Here is a 22,046-nt window from a genome sequence, read left to right on the forward strand (position 1 = left end):
GAGGGGGAAGAGGCCTGGTCCGAGGCAGGAGTATCCATATCCTCGTTATCTCCCGGCTCTGCTACAACTAGCTCACCCCCTATTGCAAGGCATCATCATGAGCGACTCATCCATTGTCACCCTGAACTGGTTTGGCTGGGCCCTGCTCTCTGCCTTCTTCGCCGCCCTGACCGCCATCTTTGCCAAGGTCGGGGTAGCGCAGATCAACGCGGATCTGGCCACCCTGATCAGAACCGGACTCATCTTCCTGCTGCTCTGCCTCTATGTGACCGCCACCCGGCAGTGGAGCAACCCGCTGACGCTCCCGGCCCACAGCTGGCTGTTCCTCGGCCTGTCGGGGCTCGCAACCGGTGCGTCCTGGCTCTGCTATTTTCGGGCCCTGCAACTGGGCACCGCCGCCCAGGTGGCCCCCATCGACAAGTTCAGCCTGGTGCTGGTGGTGATCTTCGCCGTCCTGTTTCTGGGGGAGCGCCCCTCCCTGCGGGAGTGGCTCGGCATCGCCCTCATCGCCAGCGGGGTCATGGTGCTCGCTCTCAAGGAGCCATAGCGGCGGGCCATCATCGCGACAAGAGTCATGACCGCCACGGTGAATGGCTCAAGTGAAGGTGACATCAACCAAGGGAATACAATACAAGGAGCCGGTGAGATGAAACTCTATGCCCATCCCTTCTCGTCCTACAGCCAGAAGGTGTTGATCGCCCTCTACGAGAATGCACTGTCATTCGAGTACCATAATCTGGAGGCCCCCTCGGTGAAGGCCGAGCTCGCCAGCCTCTGGCCCCTCAAGCGTTTCCCCGTGCTGGTGGATGAGGGGCGCACCCTGCTCGAGAGCAGCACCATCATCGAATACCTGCAGTTGCGCCATCCCGGCCCCAACACCCTGGTGCCGGCGGGGGAGGCGGGCATAGAAGTGCATATGCTGGATCGCCTGTTCGACAACTATGTGATGACCCCCATGCAGAAGGTGGTGATGGACCGGCTGCGACCTGCGGCCGAGCGCGACGGCCTCGGGGTTGCCGAGGCGCGGGCCATGCTGGACAGGATCTACCCCTGGCTAGACAAGCATCTCGCCGATCGCCGCTGGGCGGCGGGAGAGCGATTTACCCTGGCCGATTGCGCTGCCGCCCCCTCGCTCTTTTACGCCGACTGGGCCCACCCTATCCCGGCTGATTGTGCCGTGCTGCGGGGCTATCGTGCCCGGTTGCTGGCCCATCCCAGCATCGTCCGGGTGGTGGACGAGGCGAGGCCTTATCGTCACTACTTCCCCTTGGGAGTGCCACAGCGAGATTGATATCGCTGCCTCTTGCATAAAAAGGCCCGCATCGCGGGCCTGTTTTGTGTAAGAGAGCGTTATGCGTCTGTCTATTCCTCCCGTTAATCCTCCTGCTTCACCGGTCGTGGCCACCCCTCGGGGCGATGCCAGCGACGTAGCCTGCGCTGTAGCGGCCGCTCAAAGAGGTGATAGCTCACCGCCGAGAGCGCGATCAACACCCCCAGCATCAACAGGGTCGCCGCCAACCCCAACAGTGGATTGGTCTGGGCATACCACCATGCGGTGAACTCGGGCGCCAGATAATGGACAAGCTCGCAGCCGGTGAGCAGCACCAGGGCATGGAGCAGGTAGATAGAGTAGGAGAGATCCCCGAGCCAGTTAGTGACGCGGTTGTCGAGCAGGCGCAGCAAGGGGCTTTGCCGGTTCACCTGGGCTGCGGCAATCCAGATCAGCAGCACATAGGCGCCGATCAGCAGCAGCGTCAGGATGGGCGTCATGGGGAATTGCAGCAGTAGCCAGGGGAGGGCAAAGGCCAGCAACAGCGGCAGATCCCGCTGTATCACGGGCAGATGCTGTGCGGCCTTGACTCTGGGGAGCAGCCAGAGCCCGAGCACGAATTCACTGACGCCTCGCCCCACGGCCAGCGCCCCGCTGGTGACATCCAGAGTGCCCTGGCTGAAGACGATATAGGTCAGCACGGCGAACGCCATGACGGGGGCGAGATGACACCAGCGGCTGCGGGTCACCGCGAGCGGAATGAGCAGCGGGAACAACAGATAGCTTATCCACTCCACGCTCAGGGACCAGGCTGCAAAGTTCCAGGTCAGCCCATGGTCCGTGAGCACCTGCAGCAGCAAGAAGGCACCGGGGAGCGCCTCGGGGGGCGTGAAGGGAGAACCGAAGGGCGGCATTCCCTCCCACTCCCACATCCTGAACAGGGGGCCGGCATAGAAGCCTACCTGATGCTGCGCCTTGTAAAGCTCCCATCCCACCAGCAGCAACAGGGTCACGAGATAGAGAGGGTAGATGCGGGTCAGCCTCAGCCAGAGGAAACGGCCATAGCCGATGGTGCGACGAGGGCCACAACAGGCCTCCCCATAGACGTGGGCCAGCACCAGGCCGCTCAGGATGAAGAAGAGATCGACCCAGAGATAGCCGTTCTCGATGAGTTGAGTCGCTTCGGCGATAGGCTCCTTCCACTGGGGAAAGAGCAGCAGTCTGGCGTGGAACAACACCACCATCAGGGCGGCGATGCCCCGCAGCGGCGTCAACAGCGGCAATGATTGATTCATGACGGGATCCTTTGTGATGTTCAGCTTGGCCTGACATCAATTTTTGTTGTGCCGACCATCACCCCTGATGGGGCGGTCGGCCTGGGGCCTGATAGCTTCAGGTGACACCAAAATACGAAATTAAGAGTCGTATGAGTGTGATTGTGATCATGGACGCACACATATTGTGCAAAGAGGGGGGAAGAGGGCGTAGCTGAAGCCGATGGTGAGTGTGGGGGCTGTGTGGAGACAAGGAGGGGCGGCGGCACACATGCCAGCGAGGTCAAAAAATTCAGGCCCGCATTGGGGCCTGATAGTTCAAAAGGAGAGAGGGGGTGCCGATCAGCGGGCGCGTACCACCAGGCCCTTGAGGTAGAAGCCTTCCGGATAGGCGGTGCCGATGGGGTGATCGGAGGCCTGGGAAAGCAGCTCCAGGATCTGGGCATCGCGACCGGCATCGAGGGCCGCATCGGCGACGATCTTCTGGAACAGGCTCTGCTCCATCAGGCCGGAGCAGGAGTAGGTCAGCAGCACGCCACCCGGCGCCAGCAGCTGGAAGGCCAGCATGTTGATGTCCTTGTAGCCGCGGCAGGCACCCAGCAGCTGAGCCTTGCTCTCGGCAAACTTGGGGGGATCCAGCACGATGACATCGAACTTCTCGCCCTTCTCGCGGTATTCCCGCAGCAGCTTGAACACGTCGTGGCGCACGAACTGGGTATTGCTGGTATCCAGGCCGTTCAGCTCGGCGTTCTGGCGGGCGATGTCCAGGGCGTTCTGGGAGAGATCCACGTTGACCACCTCCTTGGCGCCGCCCTTGAGGGCATAGACGCCAAAACCGCCAGTGTAGCAGAAGCAGTTCAGCACCCGCTTGCCTTCGGTGTACTTGGCGGCGGCCTGACGGTTGTCCCGCTGATCCAGATAGAAGCCGGTCTTGTGGCCGTTGCGGATGTCCACCAGGATCTTGACGCCGCCGTTCTCCTCGATCATCACGGGCTCGGTCGGGGTCTCGCCATGGATGACGCCGGTGCGCTCTTTCAGCCCTTCCTTCTTGCGCACCGCCACGTCGGAGCGCTCATAGATGCTGCACTCGGGGTAGAGGGTGCGCAGGGCCTGGGTGATGAGGTCGCGCTGGAACTCGGCGCCGGCGGAGAGGATCTGGCACACCAGGAAGTCGGCGTAACGGTCGATGGTCAGACCCGGCAGACCGTCGGACTCGGCGGCGCACAGGCGATAGCCGGTGAGGCCCTGGCGTTTGATCAGCGGATCGCGGGACTCCTGGGCATAGGAGAGGCGGCGGATAAAGAAGTCGAGATCGATGGTCTCGTCCTTGTCGAAGGTCCAGACCCGGGCGCGGATCTGGGAGCTGCCGGACCAGGCGCCACGGGCGAGCCACTTGCCATCGTTGGTGTAGATCTCGACGGTGTCGCCGTCGATGGGATTGCCCTGAACCCGCTCGATGCCCTTGGAGAAGATCCAGGGGTGGCGACGCAGCAGGGATTTTTCGCGGCCTTTGACGAGATAAATGGAAGCGCTCATGGGTAGTTGCCAGATGGTAGAAAGAGAAGGGGGCATATAGTAGGGGTTGTCTGGGTGGGGGTGCAAGCCACGTCGCGGCGATAAGTACATCTACAGGTGACTTGCGTGAATGAAGGGGTGGATAGTCAAGTTTATCGTACCCCTGAAAAAACACAGGCCATCCGGGGATGGCCTGTGGGGGATGGGGGCTCAGATCCTGAGGCCGGTCAACGCCTGGCCAAGCTCGCTGGCCGTGCCCTTGAGGCCCATGGTGCCAGCCACCGCAGCGCTGGCGGATTCTTCCACCCGGCACGCCTCTTGCCGCACCTTGTCCAGACTGCGGGTTATCTCCTCGGCCACCGAGCTCTGCTCTTCGCTCGAGGTGGCTATCTGGGTGCTCATCTCCAGCACCGCATCGCTGTGGCTGCTGAGTTTGTCGATGTCGAGACCGACCTCGGTGATGAGCTGCTGGCTGCTGGCGGCGCGGCCCACCGTCTTCTCCATGATGTCGTTCAGCGCCCCGGTGCCGGCCTGCAGCTCTTCGATCATCTGCTGGATCTCCACCGTGGCCTGCTGGGTGCGGCTGGCGAGGGTGCGTACTTCGTCCGCCACCACGGCAAAGCCGCGGCCCTGCTCACCAGCCCGGGCCGCCTCGATGGCGGCGTTGAGGGCCAGCAGGTTGGTCTGCTGGGAGATGGCGTTGATGACGCTGATCACCTCGTTGATGCGGTTGGCGTTGTGGGTCAGCCGCTCGACGGCGCCGGAGGCGTTGCCTATCTCGTCTGCCAGGGTGGCGATGGCATTGATGGTGCGGGCGACCCGCTGTGCGCCGTGGGCGGCTTCCTCGCTTGACTGGCGGGTTTGAAGCAGGGTGTCGTTGGCATTGCGGGCCACTTCCCGGATGGCCGCAGACATCTGCTCCATGGCGGTGGCCAGGGAGTCCATGTGCTGGCGCTGGGCGCGGGCCTGGGTCTCGCCGTCACTGGCGTGTTCGCGAAACTCGTCCGCCGCCAGGGTGAGTGCCTCGACCGACTCCTCCACCAGTTGGACTATCTTGTGCTGGCGATCGGTGAACTTGTCGATGCTGCCTGCCAGGATGGAGAACTCGTCCCGCACCGGGAAGAAGTTGAGGCGGAAGGTGAGATCGCCCCCCGCCACCGTCTGTAGTGCCTTGTTGGTGGAGTAGAGGGCCCCGGAGACGAAGGTCATCAGATAGTGCGTGATGAGGGCCAGCAGGGCCGCCAGCACGGCGATGATGGTGAGGGTCGTGCCCTGGCCATCCCAGAGGGAATAGCGACCGGTGTCCAGGGAGCCGGTCAGGAAGCCCGCCTGGCCTGCGCTGGCGCTATAGTGATAGACCTCTCCCTGCTGGTTCAGGCCGGTCGTGGCGGTCGGTGACAGGACGAGATCCGCCGGCAGGGTGAGGGTCGGCTGCTGGCTGACCAGCTGGGCTGTGGTGTCGACCCGCTGCTGGAGCTGATCCAGCCTGATCCGCATCTCTTGATCATGACCGTCGGCCAGCAGATACCAGGTGAGGAAGGCGATGAACAACAGGGGAAACCAGAAGGTAATGAGAAATTTCTCGTTAATCGTGAGGTGAATGAGATAACGGTCAACCCACCGGAATTTAACTTCTTTCATAATGGTATTGCGTCCTGCAAGGGGAGGAAATGTCGCGTTCATTATCGCCCCGGAGAGAAATTACTTAAGCGAAAGGTGTGATAAATGGGAGAGCAATCGTTTGTCGTGCGGGTGTGGGGCCAGGTGCAAGGGGTGGGGTTTCGTTACTTCACCCGGGAGCGGGCGCTGCAACTGGGGTTGCGAGGCCACGCCTACAACCTGGAGGATGGGTCGGTTGAGATCCTCATTGCCGGCCCGGAGCAAAAAGTACAGATGATGCTGGGCTGGCTGGAGCACGGGCCCCGAACCGCCACCGTGACCCGGATGGAGTGTGCCCAGGCGTTGCCGCCCACGGGATCGGGTTTTCATACCAACTGATCGGGAGCGGAGGATGACGACAGGGGGGATGGAGCAGGCCTGCCGCCTCATCGGTGAATACGGGGCGGCCACCCTGGCTCTGCGCCAGCGGGCCGGCACGGACGAGGTGCACGCCTACCGGATTGCGGCGCGCCGCCTGCTTGCCCTGCTCGCCCTGTGGCGGCCCCTCGTCCATGCTCCCGGCCTGGAGCGGCGACTCGAGTGTGCGGTGGGCCGGCTCTCCACCCTGCGCGATGCCCAGGTCTATGCGGCACACTTTGGGGCTTCCTCCCGCCATGGCGATGCCCCCCGGGTGCCCATGCTGACGGTGCGCCTGACCCGCTGGCTGGAAAGACTCCGGCAGGTGCCCGCCGACTTCAACCCCTTGCCATTGTTCCAGCTGCATCTGGCGCTGGATCTCGCCGATTGCCTGGCGGAGCCCGTACCGGTTTCTGCCAGGCGCAGGCAGCGGCTGCGCCATTGGCACAGGCTGCGACTGGTGTTGAAGCAGACCCGCTACGGGGTGGAGTTGCTGCTCGGCCAGGGGGCGGGGGAGTCGGCCTGGCTTGCCATGCTGGTGGATTGGCAGGACAGGCTGGGTCAGCTGCAGGATTCGCGGCAATGGCTCAGGCGTCTCGATAGGGAGCCAGGGCACGGCAGGCAGAAGCGGGCCCTGAAAGAGGCCATCCTTTGCCAGTTGCGCCAACTCGATTGTCGCCAGGCGGAGCTGGTCGGCCTCAGACTGGCGCTGCAGCGTTAGCCTCTGGAGAACAATCAGGCAGGAAAAAAAAGAGAGGCCATTGGCCTCTCTTCTCATGTCATGTTGCGTACAGCTTATTTGACACGCATGCCGGGCTGAGCGCCTTCCTGGGGCTCCAGGATCCAGAGATCCTTGCCGCCCGGGCCGGCGGCCAGCACCATGCCCTCGGACATGCCGAAGCGCATCTTGCGCGGGGCCAGGTTGGCCACCATCACGGTCAGCTTGCCTTCCAGATCTTCCGGGTTGTAGGCAGACTTGATGCCGGCGAACACCTGACGGGTTTCGCCGCCGATGTCCAGCTGCAGTTTCAGCAGTTTCTCTGCTTCCGGCACCGCTTCGGCCTTCTTGATCAGCGCCACGCGCAGGTCAATCTTGGCGAAGTCGTCGTAGGCGATGGTCTCGCTGATGGGGTCGTCGACCAGGGGACCGGTTACTTTCGGCGCCTGCTCCTTGGCGAGATCCTCCTTGGAGGCCTCGATCATGGCTTCAATCTTGGCCGGCTCGATGCGGGAGAAGAGGGCCTTGAAGGGGGCAACGGTGTGGTCGACCAGGGGGGCAGCGATGCCGTCCCAGGTCAGGGTCTCGCCCAGGAAGGCCTCGGCGCGCTCGGCGAGCTCGGGCATGACGGGCTTCAAGTACGCCATCAGCACCCGGAACAGGTTGATGCCGACGGAGCAGACCGCTTGCAGCTCGGCGTCTGCGCCCTCCTGCTTGGCGATGACCCAGGGAGCCTTGTCGTCCACGTAGCGGTTCGCCTTGTCGGCCAGTGCCATGATCTCGCGGATGGCACGGCTGAACTCGCGGCTCTCGTAGGCTTCCGCGATGACGGCGCTGGCGCTCGCGAACTCGGCGTAGAGCTCTGGCTCGGCGCAAGTGGTGGCCAGCTTGCCGTCAAAGCGCTTGGCGATAAAGCCTGCGTTGCGGGAGGCGAGGTTCACCAGCTTGTTGACCACGTCGGCGTTGACGCGGGAGACGAAGTCTTCCAGGTTGAGATCCAGGTCATCGATGCGGCTGTTGAGCTTGGCGGCGTAGTAGTAACGCAGGCACTCCGGGTCCAGGTGATTCAGGTAGGTAGAGGCCTTGATGAAGGTGCCCTTGGACTTGGACATCTTGGCGCCGTTGACGGTCACGTAGCCGTGTACGTTGACCTTGGTAGGCTTGCGGAAGTTAGCGCCTTCGAGCATGGCCGGCCAGAACAGGCAGTGGAAGTAGGCGATGTCCTTGCCGATGAAGTGGTAGAGCTCGGCGTCGGAGTCTGCCTTCCAGTAGCTGTCGAAGTCGATGTCGCCACGCTTGTTGCACAGGTTCTTGAAGGAGGCCATGTAACCGATGGGGGCATCGAGCCAGACGTAGAAGTACTTGCCCGGGGCACCAGGAATTTCGAAGCCGAAGTAGGGGGCATCACGGGTGATGTCCCACTGCTGCAGGCCGCTTTCGAACCACTCCTGCATCTTGTTGGCCATCTCTTCCTGGATGGCGCCGGAGCCACGCACCCAGCCAGCCAGCCAGGCTTCGAATTGCGGCAGGTCGAAGAAGTAGTGCTCTGAGTCCTTCATCACCGGGGTCGCGCCGGAGACGGCGGATTTCGGATCGATGAGCTCGGTCGGGCTGTAGGTGGCGCCGCAGCTGTCGCAGTTGTCGCCGTATTGCTCGGGGGACTTGCACTTGGGGCAGGTGCCCTTGACGAAGCGATCCGGCAGGAACATGGATTTTTCCGGATCGAACAGCTGGGAGATGGTGCGGATCTTGATCTTGCCCGACTCTTTCAGACGACCGTAGATAAGCCCGGCCAGCTCGCGGTTTTCGTCACTGTGGGTCGAGTGATAGTTGTCGAAGCTGATGTTGAAACCGGCGAAGTCACTCTGGTGCTCCTGGGAGACGGCGGCAATCATCTCTTCCGGCGTGATCCCCATCTGCTGGGCCTTGAGCATGATGGGGGTGCCATGGGCATCGTCGGCACAGACGAAGTGCACCTGATGGCCGCGCATTCGCTGATAACGAACCCAGATATCGGCCTGGATGTGTTCCAGCATGTGACCGAGGTGGATGGAGCCGTTGGCATAGGGGAGGGCGCAGGTTACCAGCATTCTACGAGGATCAGTTGCCATAATACGTTCTTTATGTGCCTGTTGGGATGATACAGTGCCGTGCATGTTACCCGAATTGGGGGCGCCCTGCCTAGGGTTGTGGCCCGTCCGGCCATGGCCTGTGGCGCCACGCAGGCATCGGCAAGCCACTGATTTGTGTGCGGTAACCGTCCACCTCAGGATAACGACAACATAATGGGGAGTTAATGGTGATTGATTCAGTAAAAAATATCCTGGCCGAATTTAAGCCGGCCGGATGGGGCAAGGATCTGGTCGCAGCCGGTTTTGTGCGAACCGTGGAGCATCAGGGGCAGACCCTGACCATCAAGCTGGTGCTGCCCTTTGCCGGTCAATCCCTGTTTGAACAGATAAAAGAGGCCTTCGATGCGCGGCTGCGCAGTGCCACCGGGGCGACCCGCATCGACTGGACGGGGGATATAGAGGTGGCCAGCATGCCGCGTGCGCAGCAACTGGCGGCGGTACAGGGCATTCGCAACATCCTGGTGGTCGCCTCCGGCAAGGGCGGGGTGGGCAAATCCACCACGGCGGTCAACCTGGCGCTGGCGCTGCAAAAAGAGGGGGCCAGGGTGGCTATCCTCGATGCGGACATCTATGGCCCCTCCATCCCGACCATGACGGGGACCCTCAAGGAGCGCCCCGTGAGCTTCGATGGCAAGATGATGGAGCCTGTTATGGCGTGTGGCATCAAGAGCAACAGCATCGGCTATCTGGTGGCCGAGCAGGATGCCACCATCTGGCGCGGCCCCATGGCGAGCAAGGCGCTGGGACAGATCCTGCACGAGACCCGGTGGGGCGAGGTGGACTATCTGGTGGTGGACATGCCGCCGGGCACCGGCGACATCCAGCTCACCCTGGCCCAGCAGGTGCCGACCACGGCTGCGGTGATCGTCACCACCCCGCAGGACGTGGCCCTGGCCGATGCCCGCAAGGGGATCGCCATGTTCAACAAGGTTAATGTGCCCGTGCTCGGCATCGTCGAGAACATGAGCTATCACGTCTGCAGCGCTTGCGGCCACCACGAGCCCCTGTTCGGAACCGGCGGCGGCCAGAAGATGGCGGAGCAGTATCAGGTGGCGCTGCTCGGTCAGCTGCCGCTGCACATCGACATTCGCCAGCACATGGATGACGGCTGTCCCACCGTGTTCGGGAAGCCGGACGGCGAACTGGCACAGACCTACCTGAAGTTGGCGCGTCGGGTGGGCGCCGAGCTCTATTTCAGCGGTAAACCGATTGCGACCCCGCTCTACACGATGGCGCTGGACGAATAATCGGCTGTCGACCGCGCGAGGCGGATTTGGGGTGGGCATGGCCCACCCTTTTTCATATAATGGATCGGTTTAAACAATCCCCAGTGCTCTTCTCTTTAGGTATTTTCAATGTCTGATACTCAACATTCCTGTGTGATCATCGGTATTGCTGGTGCATCCGCTTCCGGCAAGAGTCTTATCGCTCAAACCATCTATGAAGAGCTGGTGGCCGAATTGGGGGCTGGGGAAATCGGTGTCATCTCCGAGGATTGCTATTACAAGGATCAATCCCACCTGACCATGGAAGAGCGGGTCAAGACCAACTATGACCATCCCAGCTCCATGGATCACAGCCTGCTGGTCGAGCACCTGGGTTCTCTGCTCAAGGGGGAGGGGGTCGAGATCCCGCAATACTCCTACTCCGAACACACCCGGATGAGTGAAGTGACCCGCTTTGCGCCGCGCAAGGTGATCATTCTGGAAGGGATCCTGCTGCTAACCGACAACCGGCTGCGGGATCTGATGGACGCCTCCATCTTTATGGATACCCCGCTGGACATCTGCCTGCTGCGCCGCCTAGTGCGCGACGTGCAGGAGCGTGGCCGTACCATGGACTCCGTGCTCAAGCAGTACCAGAAGACGGTGCGCCCCATGTTCATGCAATTTATCGACCCGTCCAAGCAATATGCGGACGTGATCGTGCCCCGCGGCGGCAAGAACCGCATCGCCATCGACATGCTCAAGGCGCGTATCCGCCACATGCTGATTGGTTGAGTGAAAACAAGCCGGGTGATGCCCGGCTTTTTCAAATGAATCATTTTTCAGGAGAGTCGCACAATGCGTCTTTGTGATACCGATATCGAACGGCATCTGGATGAAGGCAAGATCGTCATCGAGCCTCGGCCCGGTGTTGAGCGGATCAGTGGCGTCAGCGTCGACGTGCTGCTCGGCAACGAGTTTCGGGTGTTTCGCGATCATACCGCGCCTTATATCGACCTCGGCGGCACCAGTGCCGAGATGGCCGATGCCATCGAGCGGGTGATGAGCGAGGAGATCCACATTCCCGACGGCGAAGCCTTCTATCTGCACCCGGGCCAGCTGGCACTGGCGGTAACCTATGAATCCGTGACCCTGCCCGCCGATATTGTCGGCTGGCTGGATGGTCGCTCCTCCCTGGCGCGCCTCGGTCTCATGGTGCACGTGACCGCACACCGCATCGATCCGGGCTGGTCCGGCCGCATCGTGCTGGAGTTCTACAACGGCGGCAAGCTGCCCCTGGCCCTGCGTCCCAAGATGAAGATCGGTGCGCTGAACTTCGAGATGCTCTCGGGCACCGCGGCCCGCCCGTACAACAAGCGTGAGAACGCCAAGTACAAGAGCCAGCAAGGTGCCGTGGCGAGCCGGATCAACCAGGACTGAGCCGCCACATATCGTCTTGCCTGTATAAAGAGGGTGCAATTGCACCCTCTTTGCATGTCTGACGAGCGAGGCGTTGATGGCAACAGGATGAAAAAAGGGGGGCCGTCGACTTGCTACTTTTGATGAATTAGCCTCTTATGAGGCTTAAATTGAGGGTGGTGAGGGGCTTTAATTAATCTTCGACAAGCCTCACTCCGAGAGGGGCTAAGACATTTTCTGTCGGAATGCCCTTTTTTTTTCTTACTGAAATATTTCAACAACGGGTATGGCGCATCGAGCCTTCTGGCATAATCCGCCGCAACTCATAAACAGGTTCGTTTTTATGTTTGAAATGTTTAGTGGTTTGGGTTTTTGGTGGTCAATCGGTTTGGTATTGGCCGTTTTTTTTGTGCTGGCCTATGAGTTCATCAATGGCTTCCACGATACCGCCAACGCGGTAGCAACGGTTATCTATACCAAGGCGATGCCTGCCCATATGGCGGTGGTGGCTTCCGGCCTGTTCAACTTTGCCGGGGTCATGCTCGGAGGGTTGGGGGTGGCCTATGCCATCGTCCATCTGTTGCCCATCGATCTGCTGCTGGGGATGGACTCCACCCAGGGCCTGATCATGGTCTTCTCCCTGCTGTTTTCAGCCATTGTCTGGAATCTGGGGACCTGGTATTTCGGCATCCCGGCGTCCAGCTCTCACACCCTGATCGGCTCCATCCTGGGGGTAGGCGGTGCCTATGCCCTGATCAGCGATCAGCCCCTGAAAGAGGGCATCAACGTCGGTAAAGCCATCGACATCATGCTTTCCCTCATTATTTCTCCCACCGTGGGCTTCATCATTGCCGCTCTGCTGCTGTTCGCCATGAAGCGGATCTGGCTCGGCAGCAAGATCCACAAGACCCCGGAAGAGCGTCTGCTGGTGGATGGCAAGAAGCACCCGCCATTCTGGGCCCGTCTGACGCTGGTGGCCTCCGCCATGGGGGTGAGCTTCGTGCACGGCTCCAACGACGGTCAGAAGGGGATCGGTCTGGTGATGCTGGTGCTGATCTGCATGGCGCCCGCCTATTTTGCCCTGGACATGAACAGCCGCTCCTATGATCTGGACCGCACCCAGGATGCCAACCAGCGCATCATGGAGATCTACCAGCGCAATCAAGAGCAGGTCTCCCATCTGGTGAACTTCAGCGTACCGGCCAAGGCCCAGGAAGAGCTGATGACCCACTGTGAGGCCGGTGAGGCTCTGCAAGCCATGGCTACCCTCGACAGTCGTCTTGGCCAGGTGCGCACCTATGAGGAGATGAGCCTGGTGGATCGCCGTGAAGTGCGTCGTCTGCTGCTGTGTATCGACGATACCGCTCGCAAGGTCTCCAAGTTGCCGCTGCCGGCCAAGGAGCTGACGGATCTCGCCAAATGGCGCAAGGATCTGACCGCCACCGCCGAATATGCACCGACCTGGGTCATCGTCTCCATCGCTCTGGCCTTGGGCTGCGGCACCATGGTGGGCTGGCGTCGCATCGTCTATACCGTGGGCGAGAAGATCGGCTCTTCCGGCATGACCTACAGCCAGGGCATTGCCGCCCAGATCACGGCAGCCGCCTCCATCGGGGTAGCCAGTCTGACCGGCATGCCGGTTTCCACCACCCACATCCTCTCTTCTGCGGTGGCGGGAACCATGGTGGCCAACAAGTCTGGTCTGCAGAGTCAGACCATCAAGACCATTCTGCTGGCCTGGGTGCTGACATTGCCACTCACCATGCTGCTCTCCGGCGGCCTGTTCCTGGTAAGCAACAATCTGTTCGGCGGCTGATGACCGGATAAGACACGCGATTTAAAGGGCCTGCGGGCCCTTTTTTCTTGTCCCGGAAAGAGTCTTGGGGTATTTGGAGGATGTCAGGGGGAGGCTCGCTGGCTTCATTATGTGGGTTCAGCGGTTATCAGAGGCTATGCAAGAAACTGGCTGTAATGGTTGGCCTACCAGGGTTGATAGCCCGACCACACACGCCATGAAATCTCGCTTCTCCTATATCTTCGACATAAGACTCTATATGCCATCAAACTAGATTTTTAATAACCAAGGTCTCCCACCTTAACCCTCATGTTTTCCTCAAAACACCCTCGTAGCCAATAAGAGAAACAGCACGGCAAGCGCGGGGGAGGTGCGTTGATGAGAGGGCAGATACCCCTCGGATACGTCCTCCAGGGATGTGCCCGCTCCAGATTGCGAAGATAGGGTTCGGCATTGCGCGAAATAAATGCTTGGTCGTTCGCAGGCCACTGCTCTAGCCCGGCTGAGCGGTGGTTCGACAATATCGGGTGGGCTGATGAAGCGCCAGGGCGCTGCCAACGGTTCGGGGGACAAGGAAAAGGCGAGGCATCAATATGTGCGGAGAATGAACATCTGTCAGGGATACTTTGAAGACTGGCAACAAGCGTGGGATGTTTGGTTGGGTACTCACGCGATGGAGGTCTGGTTTCTCTGAGCACCAGAGAACCCTGAAGAAAGCAGGGCACCGCTAAAATGGTATTTACCAGTCAAAAAAAAAAGAGCCACACATTGTGTGGCTCTTTTGTCAGGCTAGCGAGTTAGCTCAGGGGCGACCGGCCGGGCTGGTTGCCACGTTGCTGGCAGAGGTGCTGCCACCGTGACGACCGGAGGTCGCGACCGCGCTACGCACCAGAGGAGCGTATTCAACCGGCTCGCGAGGCGTCGGCGCGGGGGCCGCAGCCGGGGTTGTCATGGGAGCAGAGGCCTTGCGAGCGCGGGCCAATACACCGGCCCCCTTGCTCACGACCTGGGTCACAGGCTCGGCGGCTTCAACGACGGCTTCGGGCTCTGCTGCTGCAGATGCCTTGGCGGCGACGTCGGCAACAACTGGCGCTACGGGAGCAACCGGCTCGGCGATCACGGCAGGGGCTGCGTCCACGTAGGTGACGTCGTCAGCCACGGATTCGGCCACGACAGCTTCGCTTTGCGGGGCTTCCTCGGCCTTGGTCTCCACGTCGACAACCGCAGGCTCGGCAGCAACCACCTCGGCGGCGGCTTCCACGACCACAGGGGCAGCAACGACAGGTTCAACCTGCACGGCAGCCTCGGCGGTGGCAGACTCGGCAACCAGTGCGGCTTGTGCCTGCTCAGCAGCTTCTTCGGCAACAGCTTCAGCAACCACGTGCTCGGTCAGAGCGGCGGACGCCTGCAGTGCGGCAGCCACGGCTTCCGCGCTCGGGATGGTGATGACAGGAACGGCAGGCTCTTCCACCTTCACCTGCGCAGCGTCGGCCTGAGCGGCGGCAGTCAGTTGTACTTCGCCCTGGGCTTCGTCATCACGCTGACCACGCGCTTCCTCGTTGATGCGCTTGCGACGTTGACCCTCGATGCGCTGATTGCGAGGAGTGCGACGGGAACGGCGCTGGCCTTCACCCTGCTCTTCTTGCTGTTCAGCGGCAACGGCTTGCATCTCGGCGACATCAGCGGTCTGCTCGTCTACGGGCAGGGCAGGGGTGTCGGCGGCGACATCGACGCGGATCTGCTTGCGCAGCTGGCGACGTTCGCGGCGCTCGGCCACTTTCTGCTCTTTTTCCTGGCGCGGCTCTGCGCTGGCAACGGCGGTCTCAACGGTATCGAGCGCTTCAACCACGACCTCGGCACGGGGCTCACGCGGGGCACGTGGCTCGCGGGCCGGACGCGGGGCGCGCGGTTCACGTTCCTGACGGGGCTCGCGTGGCTCACGCTCCATGCGCTGTTCGCTGCGCACTTCACGTTCCTGACGCGGTTCACGCTCTTGACGAGGCTCACGTTCTTTGCGCGGACGGCGATTGCGATCACCGCTCTCGCGGCTGGCAGCGCCTTCGCGCTTCTCACCGGCCTCGGCACTGCGGTTGCCGCGATTGTCGTCACGACGACCACGCTGACCGCGGCTGCGAGACTCGTCGCGTTGATGGCGATGGCCTTCGTCCTTGCGCGCTTCGCGCTGGGCAGCCGGCTTCTCGGCAGGAGCCTTTACCTCGGCAGGGGCGGCATCGGTGGAAGAGCCGAACAGACCGGAAATAGCCTTGACCAGCTTGCCAAACAGACCGGTTTCTACCGGTGCCGGAGCGGCAACAGGTGCTGGTGCGGCGACGGGGGCGACAGGCTGGGGAGCCTGGGCGAAGCCTTGCAGCAGGGGCTGCTCACGTTCGATGACCTGAGCCTGGCGCGGCTGGTACACCGGCTTGGCAATCTCGGTCTTGAGCTCGTAGCTGGCCGCTTCCGGAATTTCGTTCTGACGGATGCGGGTCACTTCGTAGTGAGGCGTTTCCAGATGCTGGTTCGGAATGATGTAGACACGCACATCATTGCGCTGTTCCAGGTTGGCGATGGAGGTGCGCTTTTCGTTGAGCAGATAGGCGGCAACATCGACCGGGACCTGGGCATGCACCTGCTCGGTGTTGTCCTTCATGGCCTCTTCTTCGATGAGGCGCAGGATGGACAGGGCGAGGGATTCGTTGTCACGGATGACCCCCTGACCCTGGCAACGGGGGCAGATATGGCTGCTGGACTCGTTGAGGGAGGGACGCAGACGCTGACGGGACATCTCCAGCAGACCGAAGCGGGAGATACGCCCCAGCTGGATGCGGGCACGGTCCTGATGCACCGCTTCACGCAGGCGGTTTTCCACCTCGCGCTGATGGCGAACCGGGGTCATGTCAATGAAGTCGATGACAATGAGACCACCCAGGTCGCGCAGACGCAATTGACGGGCAATCTCGTCGGCCGCTTCCAGGTTGGTCTGCAGCGCGGTCTCTTCGATATCGCCGCCCTTGGTGGCGCGGGAGGAGTTGATATCGATGGAGGTCAGCGCCTCGGTCGGATCGATCACGATGCTGCCGCCGGAGGGCAGACGCACTTCACGCTGGAAGGCCGACTCGATCTGGCTCTCGATCTGGAAGTGGTTGAACAGGGCGACGTCACCCTTGTACAGCTTCACGCGATTGAGGAAATCGGGACGAACCAGCTCGATATGCGACTTGGCACGTTCGAAGATGACCGGATTGTCGATCAGGATCTCGCCCACATCGCGGCGCAGGTAGTCACGAATGGCGCGCACGATCACGTTGCTCTCCTGATGGATGAGCACCGGCGCGGAGCGATTCTGTGACGCCTTGTGGATGGAGTCCCAGTGGTTCAGCAGAACGTTCAGATCCCATTCCAGCTCTTCCGGGGACTTGCCCACACCGGCGGTACGCACGATGAGGCCCATGCCGTCCGGCACGGTCAGACCACTCAGGGCTTCTTTCAGTTCAGTCCGCTCGTCACCCTCGATGCGACGGGAAATGCCGCCGGCACGGGGGTTGTTCGGCATCAGCACCAGGTAGCTGCCGGCCAGACTGATGAAGGTGGTGAGGGCCGCACCCTTGGTGCCACGCTCTTCCTTGTCGATCTGGACGATGACTTCCTGGCCTTCGCGGACCACTTCTTTGATGTTGGGACGACCCTGATAGGAGTAACCGGAGGGGAAGTAATTGCGGGCGATTTCCTTCAACGGCAGGAAACCGTGGCGCTCGGCGCCATAGTCGACAAAAGCAGCTTCGAGACTAGGTTCTACGCGGGTGATTTTACCCTTGTAAATGTTCGCTTTTTTCTGCTCATGCCCCGGACTTTCAATATCCAAATCGTAGAGCTGTTGTCCGTCAACCAGCGCTACGCGCAACTCCTCTTCCTGAGTCGCGTTGATTAGCATTCTTTTCATTGAGTTCTCATTATTTTGTCATTTTGATTCCTCCACAGGGTCCTGCCGGCGCCGGCCTCGGGTCTTCAGCATGCTGGGGCAACCTCCCGGTTGGGGCATGCATGAGGCGCAAACTAAGGGCACTCTGGTTCAGCCATCTCGAGAGGGCGTGAATTAAGGATACCGGTGTGGAGACAATTTACGTCGGTTCTGTTTGCGTTCTCCATGCGTTGTACCTCGCACCCGGGAACCGTCATGTTCTTGTATACACGGTGTTTCGGGATTGGGTGGCATACATTTTGGCCACTTAGTACAAGGCTTGAACACAATGACAAAACCTTGTTTATTATCCCATTTAAACCACTTTTATAGCAAGACGCCATTTTTTAACAAAGCATGCAGCCAAGGGCTGTCGGCGGTGTTAAAATCCGCGCCATGACACAGATACATCAACAAGTGCAGCTGCTCACCATCGAAGCTGAGCATGACGGGCAGCGCATCGACAATTTTCTCAAGACTCAGTTAAAGGGCGTCCCCAAGAGCCTGATCTATCGCATCCTTCGCAAAGGGGAGGTGCGCGTCAACAAGAAGCGCATCAAACCGGAGTACAAACTCTGCGCGGGCGACGAGGTGCGGGTGCCCCCCGTGCGCGTGGCCGAGAAGAACGAACTGCCCTCTGCCAACCTTGGCAGCATCCAGCGTCTGGAGAGCCAGATCCTGTTTGAAGACGACGCCATGATAGTGCTGAACAAGCCGTCCGGCATGGCGGTGCACGGTGGCAGCGGTCTCTCCTTTGGCGTCATCGAGGGGCTGCGCGCCCTGCGCCCGGAAGCCCGTTTCCTCGAGCTGGTGCACCGGCTGGATCGCGACACCTCCGGCGTGCTCTTGGTTGCCAAGAAGCGCAGCGCCCTGCGCAGCCTGCACGAACAGCTGCGGGTCAAGACCATGCGCAAACAGTACCTGGCGCTGGTGCGCGGCCAGTGGCAGCCCCACGTCAAGGTCATCAATGCCCCGCTGCGCAAGAACGATCTGCAGTCCGGCGAGCGCGTGGTGCGGGTCAGCAGCGATGGCAAGCCGTCCGAGACCCGTTTCAGGATTGCCCGCCAGTTCGCCGACGCCACCTTGGTGGAGTGCAGCCCGATCACCGGGCGTACGCACCAGATCCGGGTGCATACCCAGCACGCCGGCCATCCCATCGCTTGCGATGACAAGTACGGGGAGGCGGCGTTCGATGAGAAGATGCGCGCCCAGGGCTTGAAGCGGCTGTTCCTGCATGCCTGGAAGCTCAGCTTCACCCATCCCGCCGACGACCGGGAGATGCAGGTGGAGGCGCCGCTGTCACCGGAACTCGAGGCGTTCCTCGGCAAGCTGCCACGCTGAAACTCGAACGGGAGCCAAGGCTCCCGTTTTTTATTGCCATCGCGCCCTCGTCTCAGGGCAGATGCAGGCCATGGCGCCCTAGCAGGTCGATCAGGGCTATAAGGGGGAGGCCGATCAACGCATTGGGATCTCGTCCCTCCAAGGCCTCGAACAGTACTATCCCCATCCCTTCGCACTTGAAACTGCCGGCGCAGTCGAGGGGCAGTTCAGCCTCCACATAACGGCGGATGGCGGCCTCGTCCAGAGAGCGAAAATGCACCGCGAAAGGCTCCACCATCTGTTCGGCATGGCCGCTTGCGGTATCGATCACGCACAGACCGGTGAGGAAGGTGACATGCTTGCCTTGCGCCCTCATCAGCTGGGCCACTGCGTTCTCCACCGTACCCGGCTTGCCAAGAATCTGCCCGTCACAGACACACACCTGATCCGACCCGATGATCAGCCCGTGATCATGACGCTCGGCAATGGCCATCGCCTTGGCGTGTGCCAGTCGGCTAACCAGGGCTTCTGCCGATTCTCCGGGAATGGGGGTTTCATCCACCTCTGGAGAGGCGCACTGGAACGGCAGGCCGAGTTTTTCCAGCAGCGCCTTGCGATAGCGTGACGTGGAGGCGAGGATCAGGGGCATTTGCATCTTCTAGGGATATCCATTTATAAATCAATTGCTTGATTCTATCTTCGGGCAACGGTCGGCGCAAATATCCCCGGGCATGGGCCCATGAGCGGTGGTGACAGCCTCTGAGCTGGAAGCTTGCACGCCGGCGGTCAAGAATGACACAGGGACGACATGACGAGGGCGAGAAGAGATGACGAGATACGCGGTGCTGATCCTGATGCTGCTCCCCTTCACCGCCTGGGGCGCGGGATGGCAATACCGCCAGGGGGAAGGGGGGATCCTGCTCTGGACACAGCCACGCCCTCCAGCCGCTTTTCTGGCGCTGCGTCTGGAGATGATCGTCAGGGCCGAGCCGGCCGCGCTGCTGGCCGTACTGCGCAACACGGCGCGCCACCGGGAGTGGTTGCCCCAGAGTCGTGAGGTACGGCTATTGGCAAAGTCAGGCCCCGATGACGATCTGGTTTACACCCGGCTTCATGCCCCCTGGCCGGTGCAGGACAGAGAACTGATCACCCGCTCTCATCTGATCAGGAATGTCGACTGCGGATTGACGCTCGAGGTCTGGGCAGAGCCGGATGCCTTGCCGCTGCATCACGGGCTGGCCCGGATCCGGGAGAGCTCAGGTCGCTGGGAAGCCAGGCCCAGAGCGGATGGCACCACCCTGATCCGGCTCGAAACCTACACCAATCCGGGCAACAACCTGCCTGGCTGGCTGGTTAATTCCATGGCCATCAAGGCCGCCATGGAGAGTTTTCAAGCCATACGGCGCCTGATGGAAGAGCAGCCCAGGGTTGCCCCTTCGCAACGTTTACTCGGCGGTGGCCAGCGCTGTCCCGATATTTCCTGAGGGAGGAGGGGAGGGGCCATGGCCCGTCCTCGCTCTGGCGATGCAGGATCCTGTGCGGGATCCTGCGGCTTGTGGCATAATCGGCCACCGATGAACACAAGTTCCTGCCTGCAGGGGCCTGTGCAGTTAAAATCATCGGCGGTAAGGACTTTTTCCTTTGACTATCCCTTGTTGGACCTATAATATTCGCGCCCTATGCAAAAGGTGAAGTTGCCCGTTAAGGTTGATCCAGTCCGTAATGCCTTGAAGCTACTCGATTATGTCGGGATAGTGGAAAAGTCGCAGATGCCCAGGCTGGAGGAATCAACCGAAGGCTTGCGAAGTGATGTGGATGTCACCCTGCACTTTGGCAAAGATGTCCAGAAGTTGACCGTTATGAAAGGCACTGCCCATGCCAAGGTTGACCTGGTTTGCCAGCGTTGTGGAGAGACGTTCGAACACCTTTGTGAAGCTAGTTTTATCTACACTCCGCTGTTCGAAAGGACAAACGAGGAAGAACTGCCGGAAGCTTATGAGCCCATTGAGTTGGACGAAAACGGCGAGATAGATCTTCATCAAATCCTGGAGGATGAACTCATCCTCTCGTTACCTCAGGTGGCCATGCATCCAGTGGATGTCTGCCCGCGAGGTAACATGGAGATGACCTGGGGTGAAATCGAACCTGCTGATGAGCGGCCGAATCCCTTTGCAGTTCTTGAAGCGCTCAAACGTAAGTGAATTTTAGGAGTTAGCCTACCATGGCCGTACAACAGAACCGTAAAACCCGCGCCAAGCGTGGCATGCGTCGTTCCCACGATGCACTGACCACTGCAGCCCTGACTGTTGATCAGACCAGTGGCGAAATTCATCGTCGTCACCACGTGACTGCCGATGGTTTCTACCGCGGTAAAAAGGTAATCGCTTAAGGATTGCCTTTGTCTACGCAAACTGTCGCGCTAGACATAATGGGGGGTGATATCGGCCCCTCGGAAACAGTGCCTGCCGCCGTGCAGGCACTGTCTCTTCTGCCCCAGCTACATCTTGTCCTGGTCGGTGACCAACACCAGACCGCACCTCTGCTGCAGCAACATGGCTTGCTGAATCATCCTCGCGTTCGACTCGTGCATGCCTCCCAGGTTGTGGGAATGGGCGAAAAGCCGATCGTGGCACTGCGTACCCTGAAAGACTCCTCCATGCGCGTGACCCTGGACTTGGTCAAGAGCGGCGCTGCCGATGCCTGCGTCAGTGCCGGCAACACCGGGGCCCTGATGGCCATGGCCAAGTGCGTGCTCAAGTCCCTGCCCGGGGTCGACCGCCCCGCGCTCATCAAGGCGCTGCCGACCGTGAATGGCAAGCGCACCGTGATGCTGGATCTGGGGGCGAACGTGAGCTGCGATGCCGATACCCTGCTGCAATTTGCGGTGATGGGGGCCGTGGTCGCGGAAAAGGTCGAAGGTATAGCTTCCCCCCGGGTGGCGCTGCTCAACGTGGGAGAGGAGGAGATCAAGGGCAACGACCTGGTCCGCCACAGTGCCGAGCTGCTGCGCCAGTGCCGCGCCCTCAATTTTGCCGGTTTCATCGAGGGGGACAGGATCTTCAGTGGCGACTGTGACGTCATCGTCTGCGACGGTTTTGTCGGCAACGTGGCGCTCAAGACTGCCGAGGGCGTTGTGCGCATGATGGCCGAACTGGCCGGATATCCTCGCAAAAAACGCAGTATTCTTGGCCGACTCGCCGGATTTATGTTCAAACGGCGTTTTTCTTACCTGAACCCCGACCAGTATAATGGCGCGAGTCTGTTAGGATTGCGCGGCATTGTGGTAAAAAGCCATGGGCGGGCCGAACGGCGCGCTCTGTGTCATGCGATCCTGCTTGCCGCACAAGAAGCCAAACATCAACTTCCATTGCAGATAGCAGATCGCCTTGAATCTGTCTTTTCCGACAGGGATTTATAAAACTCT

19 protein-coding genes are annotated in these 22,046 nt (G+C 60.7%); 13 read left to right on the top strand and 6 right to left on the bottom strand.

The window, feature by feature from the left end; genetic code table 11:
• Window positions 1–97: 97 nt before the first annotated feature.
• Window positions 98–547 carry an EamA family transporter gene (locus tag I6L45_RS16470; RefSeq protein WP_134694338.1) on the top strand — a complete coding sequence of 150 codons (450 nt, stop codon included), beginning with the start codon at window positions 98–100 and terminating at the stop codon, window positions 545–547.
• 99 nt (window positions 548–646) lie between these two features.
• On the top strand, window positions 647–1,291 hold the full coding sequence (locus I6L45_RS16475) for a glutathione S-transferase family protein (RefSeq protein WP_216982657.1): 645 nt from the start codon (window positions 647–649) through the stop codon (window positions 1,289–1,291).
• Window positions 1,292–1,374: 83 nt separating this feature from the next.
• Here I6L45_RS16475 and I6L45_RS16480 read toward each other — a convergent pair whose 3' ends face one another.
• The 3 genes from I6L45_RS16480 to I6L45_RS16490 form a co-directional block, all read right to left on the bottom strand.
• Window positions 1,375–2,565 carry an acyltransferase gene (locus tag I6L45_RS16480; RefSeq protein ID WP_216982658.1) on the bottom strand — a complete coding sequence of 397 codons (1,191 nt, stop codon included), beginning with the start codon at window positions 2,563–2,565 and terminating at the stop codon, window positions 1,375–1,377.
• Between the two features lie 321 nt (window positions 2,566–2,886).
• On the bottom strand, window positions 2,887–4,080 hold the full coding sequence (locus tag I6L45_RS16485; RefSeq protein ID WP_043760542.1) for a class I SAM-dependent methyltransferase: 1,194 nt from the start codon (window positions 4,078–4,080) through the stop codon (window positions 2,887–2,889).
• A 189-nt stretch (window positions 4,081–4,269) separates the two neighbouring features.
• Window positions 4,270–5,700: a methyl-accepting chemotaxis protein gene (locus I6L45_RS16490; protein WP_216982659.1), complete on the bottom strand. Its 1,431-nt coding sequence runs from the start codon at window positions 5,698–5,700 to the stop codon at window positions 4,270–4,272.
• Window positions 5,701–5,784: 84 nt separating this feature from the next.
• Here I6L45_RS16490 and I6L45_RS16495 point away from each other — a divergent pair, with 84 nt between their 5' ends.
• Entirely contained in the window at window positions 5,785–6,057 is a 273-nt protein-coding gene (locus I6L45_RS16495) for an acylphosphatase (RefSeq protein ID WP_043760538.1), read from the top strand.
• Window positions 6,058–6,070: 13 nt separating this feature from the next.
• Entirely contained in the window at window positions 6,071–6,796 is a 726-nt protein-coding gene (locus I6L45_RS16500; RefSeq protein ID WP_216982660.1) for a CHAD domain-containing protein, read from the top strand.
• A gap of 74 nt (window positions 6,797–6,870) precedes the next feature.
• Here the strand turns inward: I6L45_RS16500 and metG are convergent, their stop codons facing one another.
• The gene (gene metG / locus I6L45_RS16505; protein ID WP_134694344.1) at window positions 6,871–8,904 is read right to left on the bottom strand and encodes a methionine--tRNA ligase; all 2,034 of its coding nucleotides are present in this window, start codon (window positions 8,902–8,904) and stop codon (window positions 6,871–6,873) included.
• 185 nt (window positions 8,905–9,089) lie between these two features.
• Here metG and apbC point away from each other — a divergent pair, with 185 nt between their 5' ends.
• From apbC to I6L45_RS16525, 4 genes are all read left to right on the top strand, one after another.
• Window positions 9,090–10,172: an iron-sulfur cluster carrier protein ApbC gene (gene apbC, locus I6L45_RS16510; RefSeq protein ID WP_043760531.1), complete on the top strand. Its 1,083-nt coding sequence runs from the start codon at window positions 9,090–9,092 to the stop codon at window positions 10,170–10,172.
• 108 nt (window positions 10,173–10,280) lie between these two features.
• The gene (gene udk, locus I6L45_RS16515) at window positions 10,281–10,925 is read left to right on the top strand and encodes a uridine kinase (protein ID WP_134694345.1); all 645 of its coding nucleotides are present in this window, start codon (window positions 10,281–10,283) and stop codon (window positions 10,923–10,925) included.
• Window positions 10,926–10,988: 63 nt separating this feature from the next.
• Complete coding sequence (gene dcd, locus I6L45_RS16520) at window positions 10,989–11,570, top strand: dCTP deaminase (RefSeq protein WP_043760526.1); 582 nt, start codon at window positions 10,989–10,991, stop codon at window positions 11,568–11,570.
• A gap of 322 nt (window positions 11,571–11,892) precedes the next feature.
• Window positions 11,893–13,365 (top strand): inorganic phosphate transporter, encoded by a 1,473-nt coding sequence (locus I6L45_RS16525; protein WP_210548734.1) that lies wholly within the window; start codon window positions 11,893–11,895, stop codon window positions 13,363–13,365.
• A 781-nt stretch (window positions 13,366–14,146) separates the two neighbouring features.
• Here I6L45_RS16525 and rne read toward each other — a convergent pair.
• On the bottom strand, window positions 14,147–17,284 hold the full coding sequence (gene rne, locus I6L45_RS16530) for a ribonuclease E (protein WP_216982661.1): 3,138 nt from the start codon (window positions 17,282–17,284) through the stop codon (window positions 14,147–14,149).
• Between the two features lie 414 nt (window positions 17,285–17,698).
• Here rne and rluC point away from each other — a divergent pair, with 414 nt between their 5' ends.
• On the top strand, window positions 17,699–18,643 hold the full coding sequence (gene rluC / locus I6L45_RS16535) for a 23S rRNA pseudouridine(955/2504/2580) synthase RluC (protein WP_216982662.1): 945 nt from the start codon (window positions 17,699–17,701) through the stop codon (window positions 18,641–18,643).
• 52 nt (window positions 18,644–18,695) lie between these two features.
• Here the strand turns inward: rluC and I6L45_RS16540 are convergent, their stop codons facing one another.
• The gene (locus I6L45_RS16540; RefSeq protein WP_302054802.1) at window positions 18,696–19,277 is read right to left on the bottom strand and encodes a nucleoside triphosphate pyrophosphatase; all 582 of its coding nucleotides are present in this window, start codon (window positions 19,275–19,277) and stop codon (window positions 18,696–18,698) included.
• A gap of 172 nt (window positions 19,278–19,449) precedes the next feature.
• On the opposite strand from I6L45_RS16540, the gene I6L45_RS16545 reads away from it, so the two are divergent.
• The 4 genes from I6L45_RS16545 to plsX all read left to right on the top strand — a co-directional run bounded on the left by I6L45_RS16545 (window position 19,450) and on the right by plsX (window position 22,040).
• Window positions 19,450–20,106, top strand: coding sequence for an START domain-containing protein (locus I6L45_RS16545; protein ID WP_216982663.1), 657 nt, complete (start codon window positions 19,450–19,452; stop codon window positions 20,104–20,106).
• A 195-nt stretch (window positions 20,107–20,301) separates the two neighbouring features.
• Complete coding sequence (gene yceD / locus I6L45_RS16550) at window positions 20,302–20,823, top strand: 23S rRNA accumulation protein YceD (protein WP_029314532.1); 522 nt, start codon at window positions 20,302–20,304, stop codon at window positions 20,821–20,823.
• Window positions 20,824–20,843: 20 nt separating this feature from the next.
• Window positions 20,844–21,011, top strand: coding sequence for a 50S ribosomal protein L32 (gene rpmF, locus I6L45_RS16555; protein WP_005300935.1), 168 nt, complete (start codon window positions 20,844–20,846; stop codon window positions 21,009–21,011).
• A 9-nt stretch (window positions 21,012–21,020) separates the two neighbouring features.
• Window positions 21,021–22,040, top strand: a complete 1,020-nt coding sequence (plsX, locus tag I6L45_RS16560) for a phosphate acyltransferase PlsX (protein WP_043760502.1) — start codon at window positions 21,021–21,023, stop codon at window positions 22,038–22,040.
• Window positions 22,041–22,046: the final 6 nt, after the last annotated feature.

Source organism: Aeromonas sp. FDAARGOS 1415 (assembly GCF_019048365.1).
Taxonomy (GTDB): domain Bacteria; phylum Pseudomonadota; class Gammaproteobacteria; order Enterobacterales; family Aeromonadaceae; genus Aeromonas; species Aeromonas taiwanensis.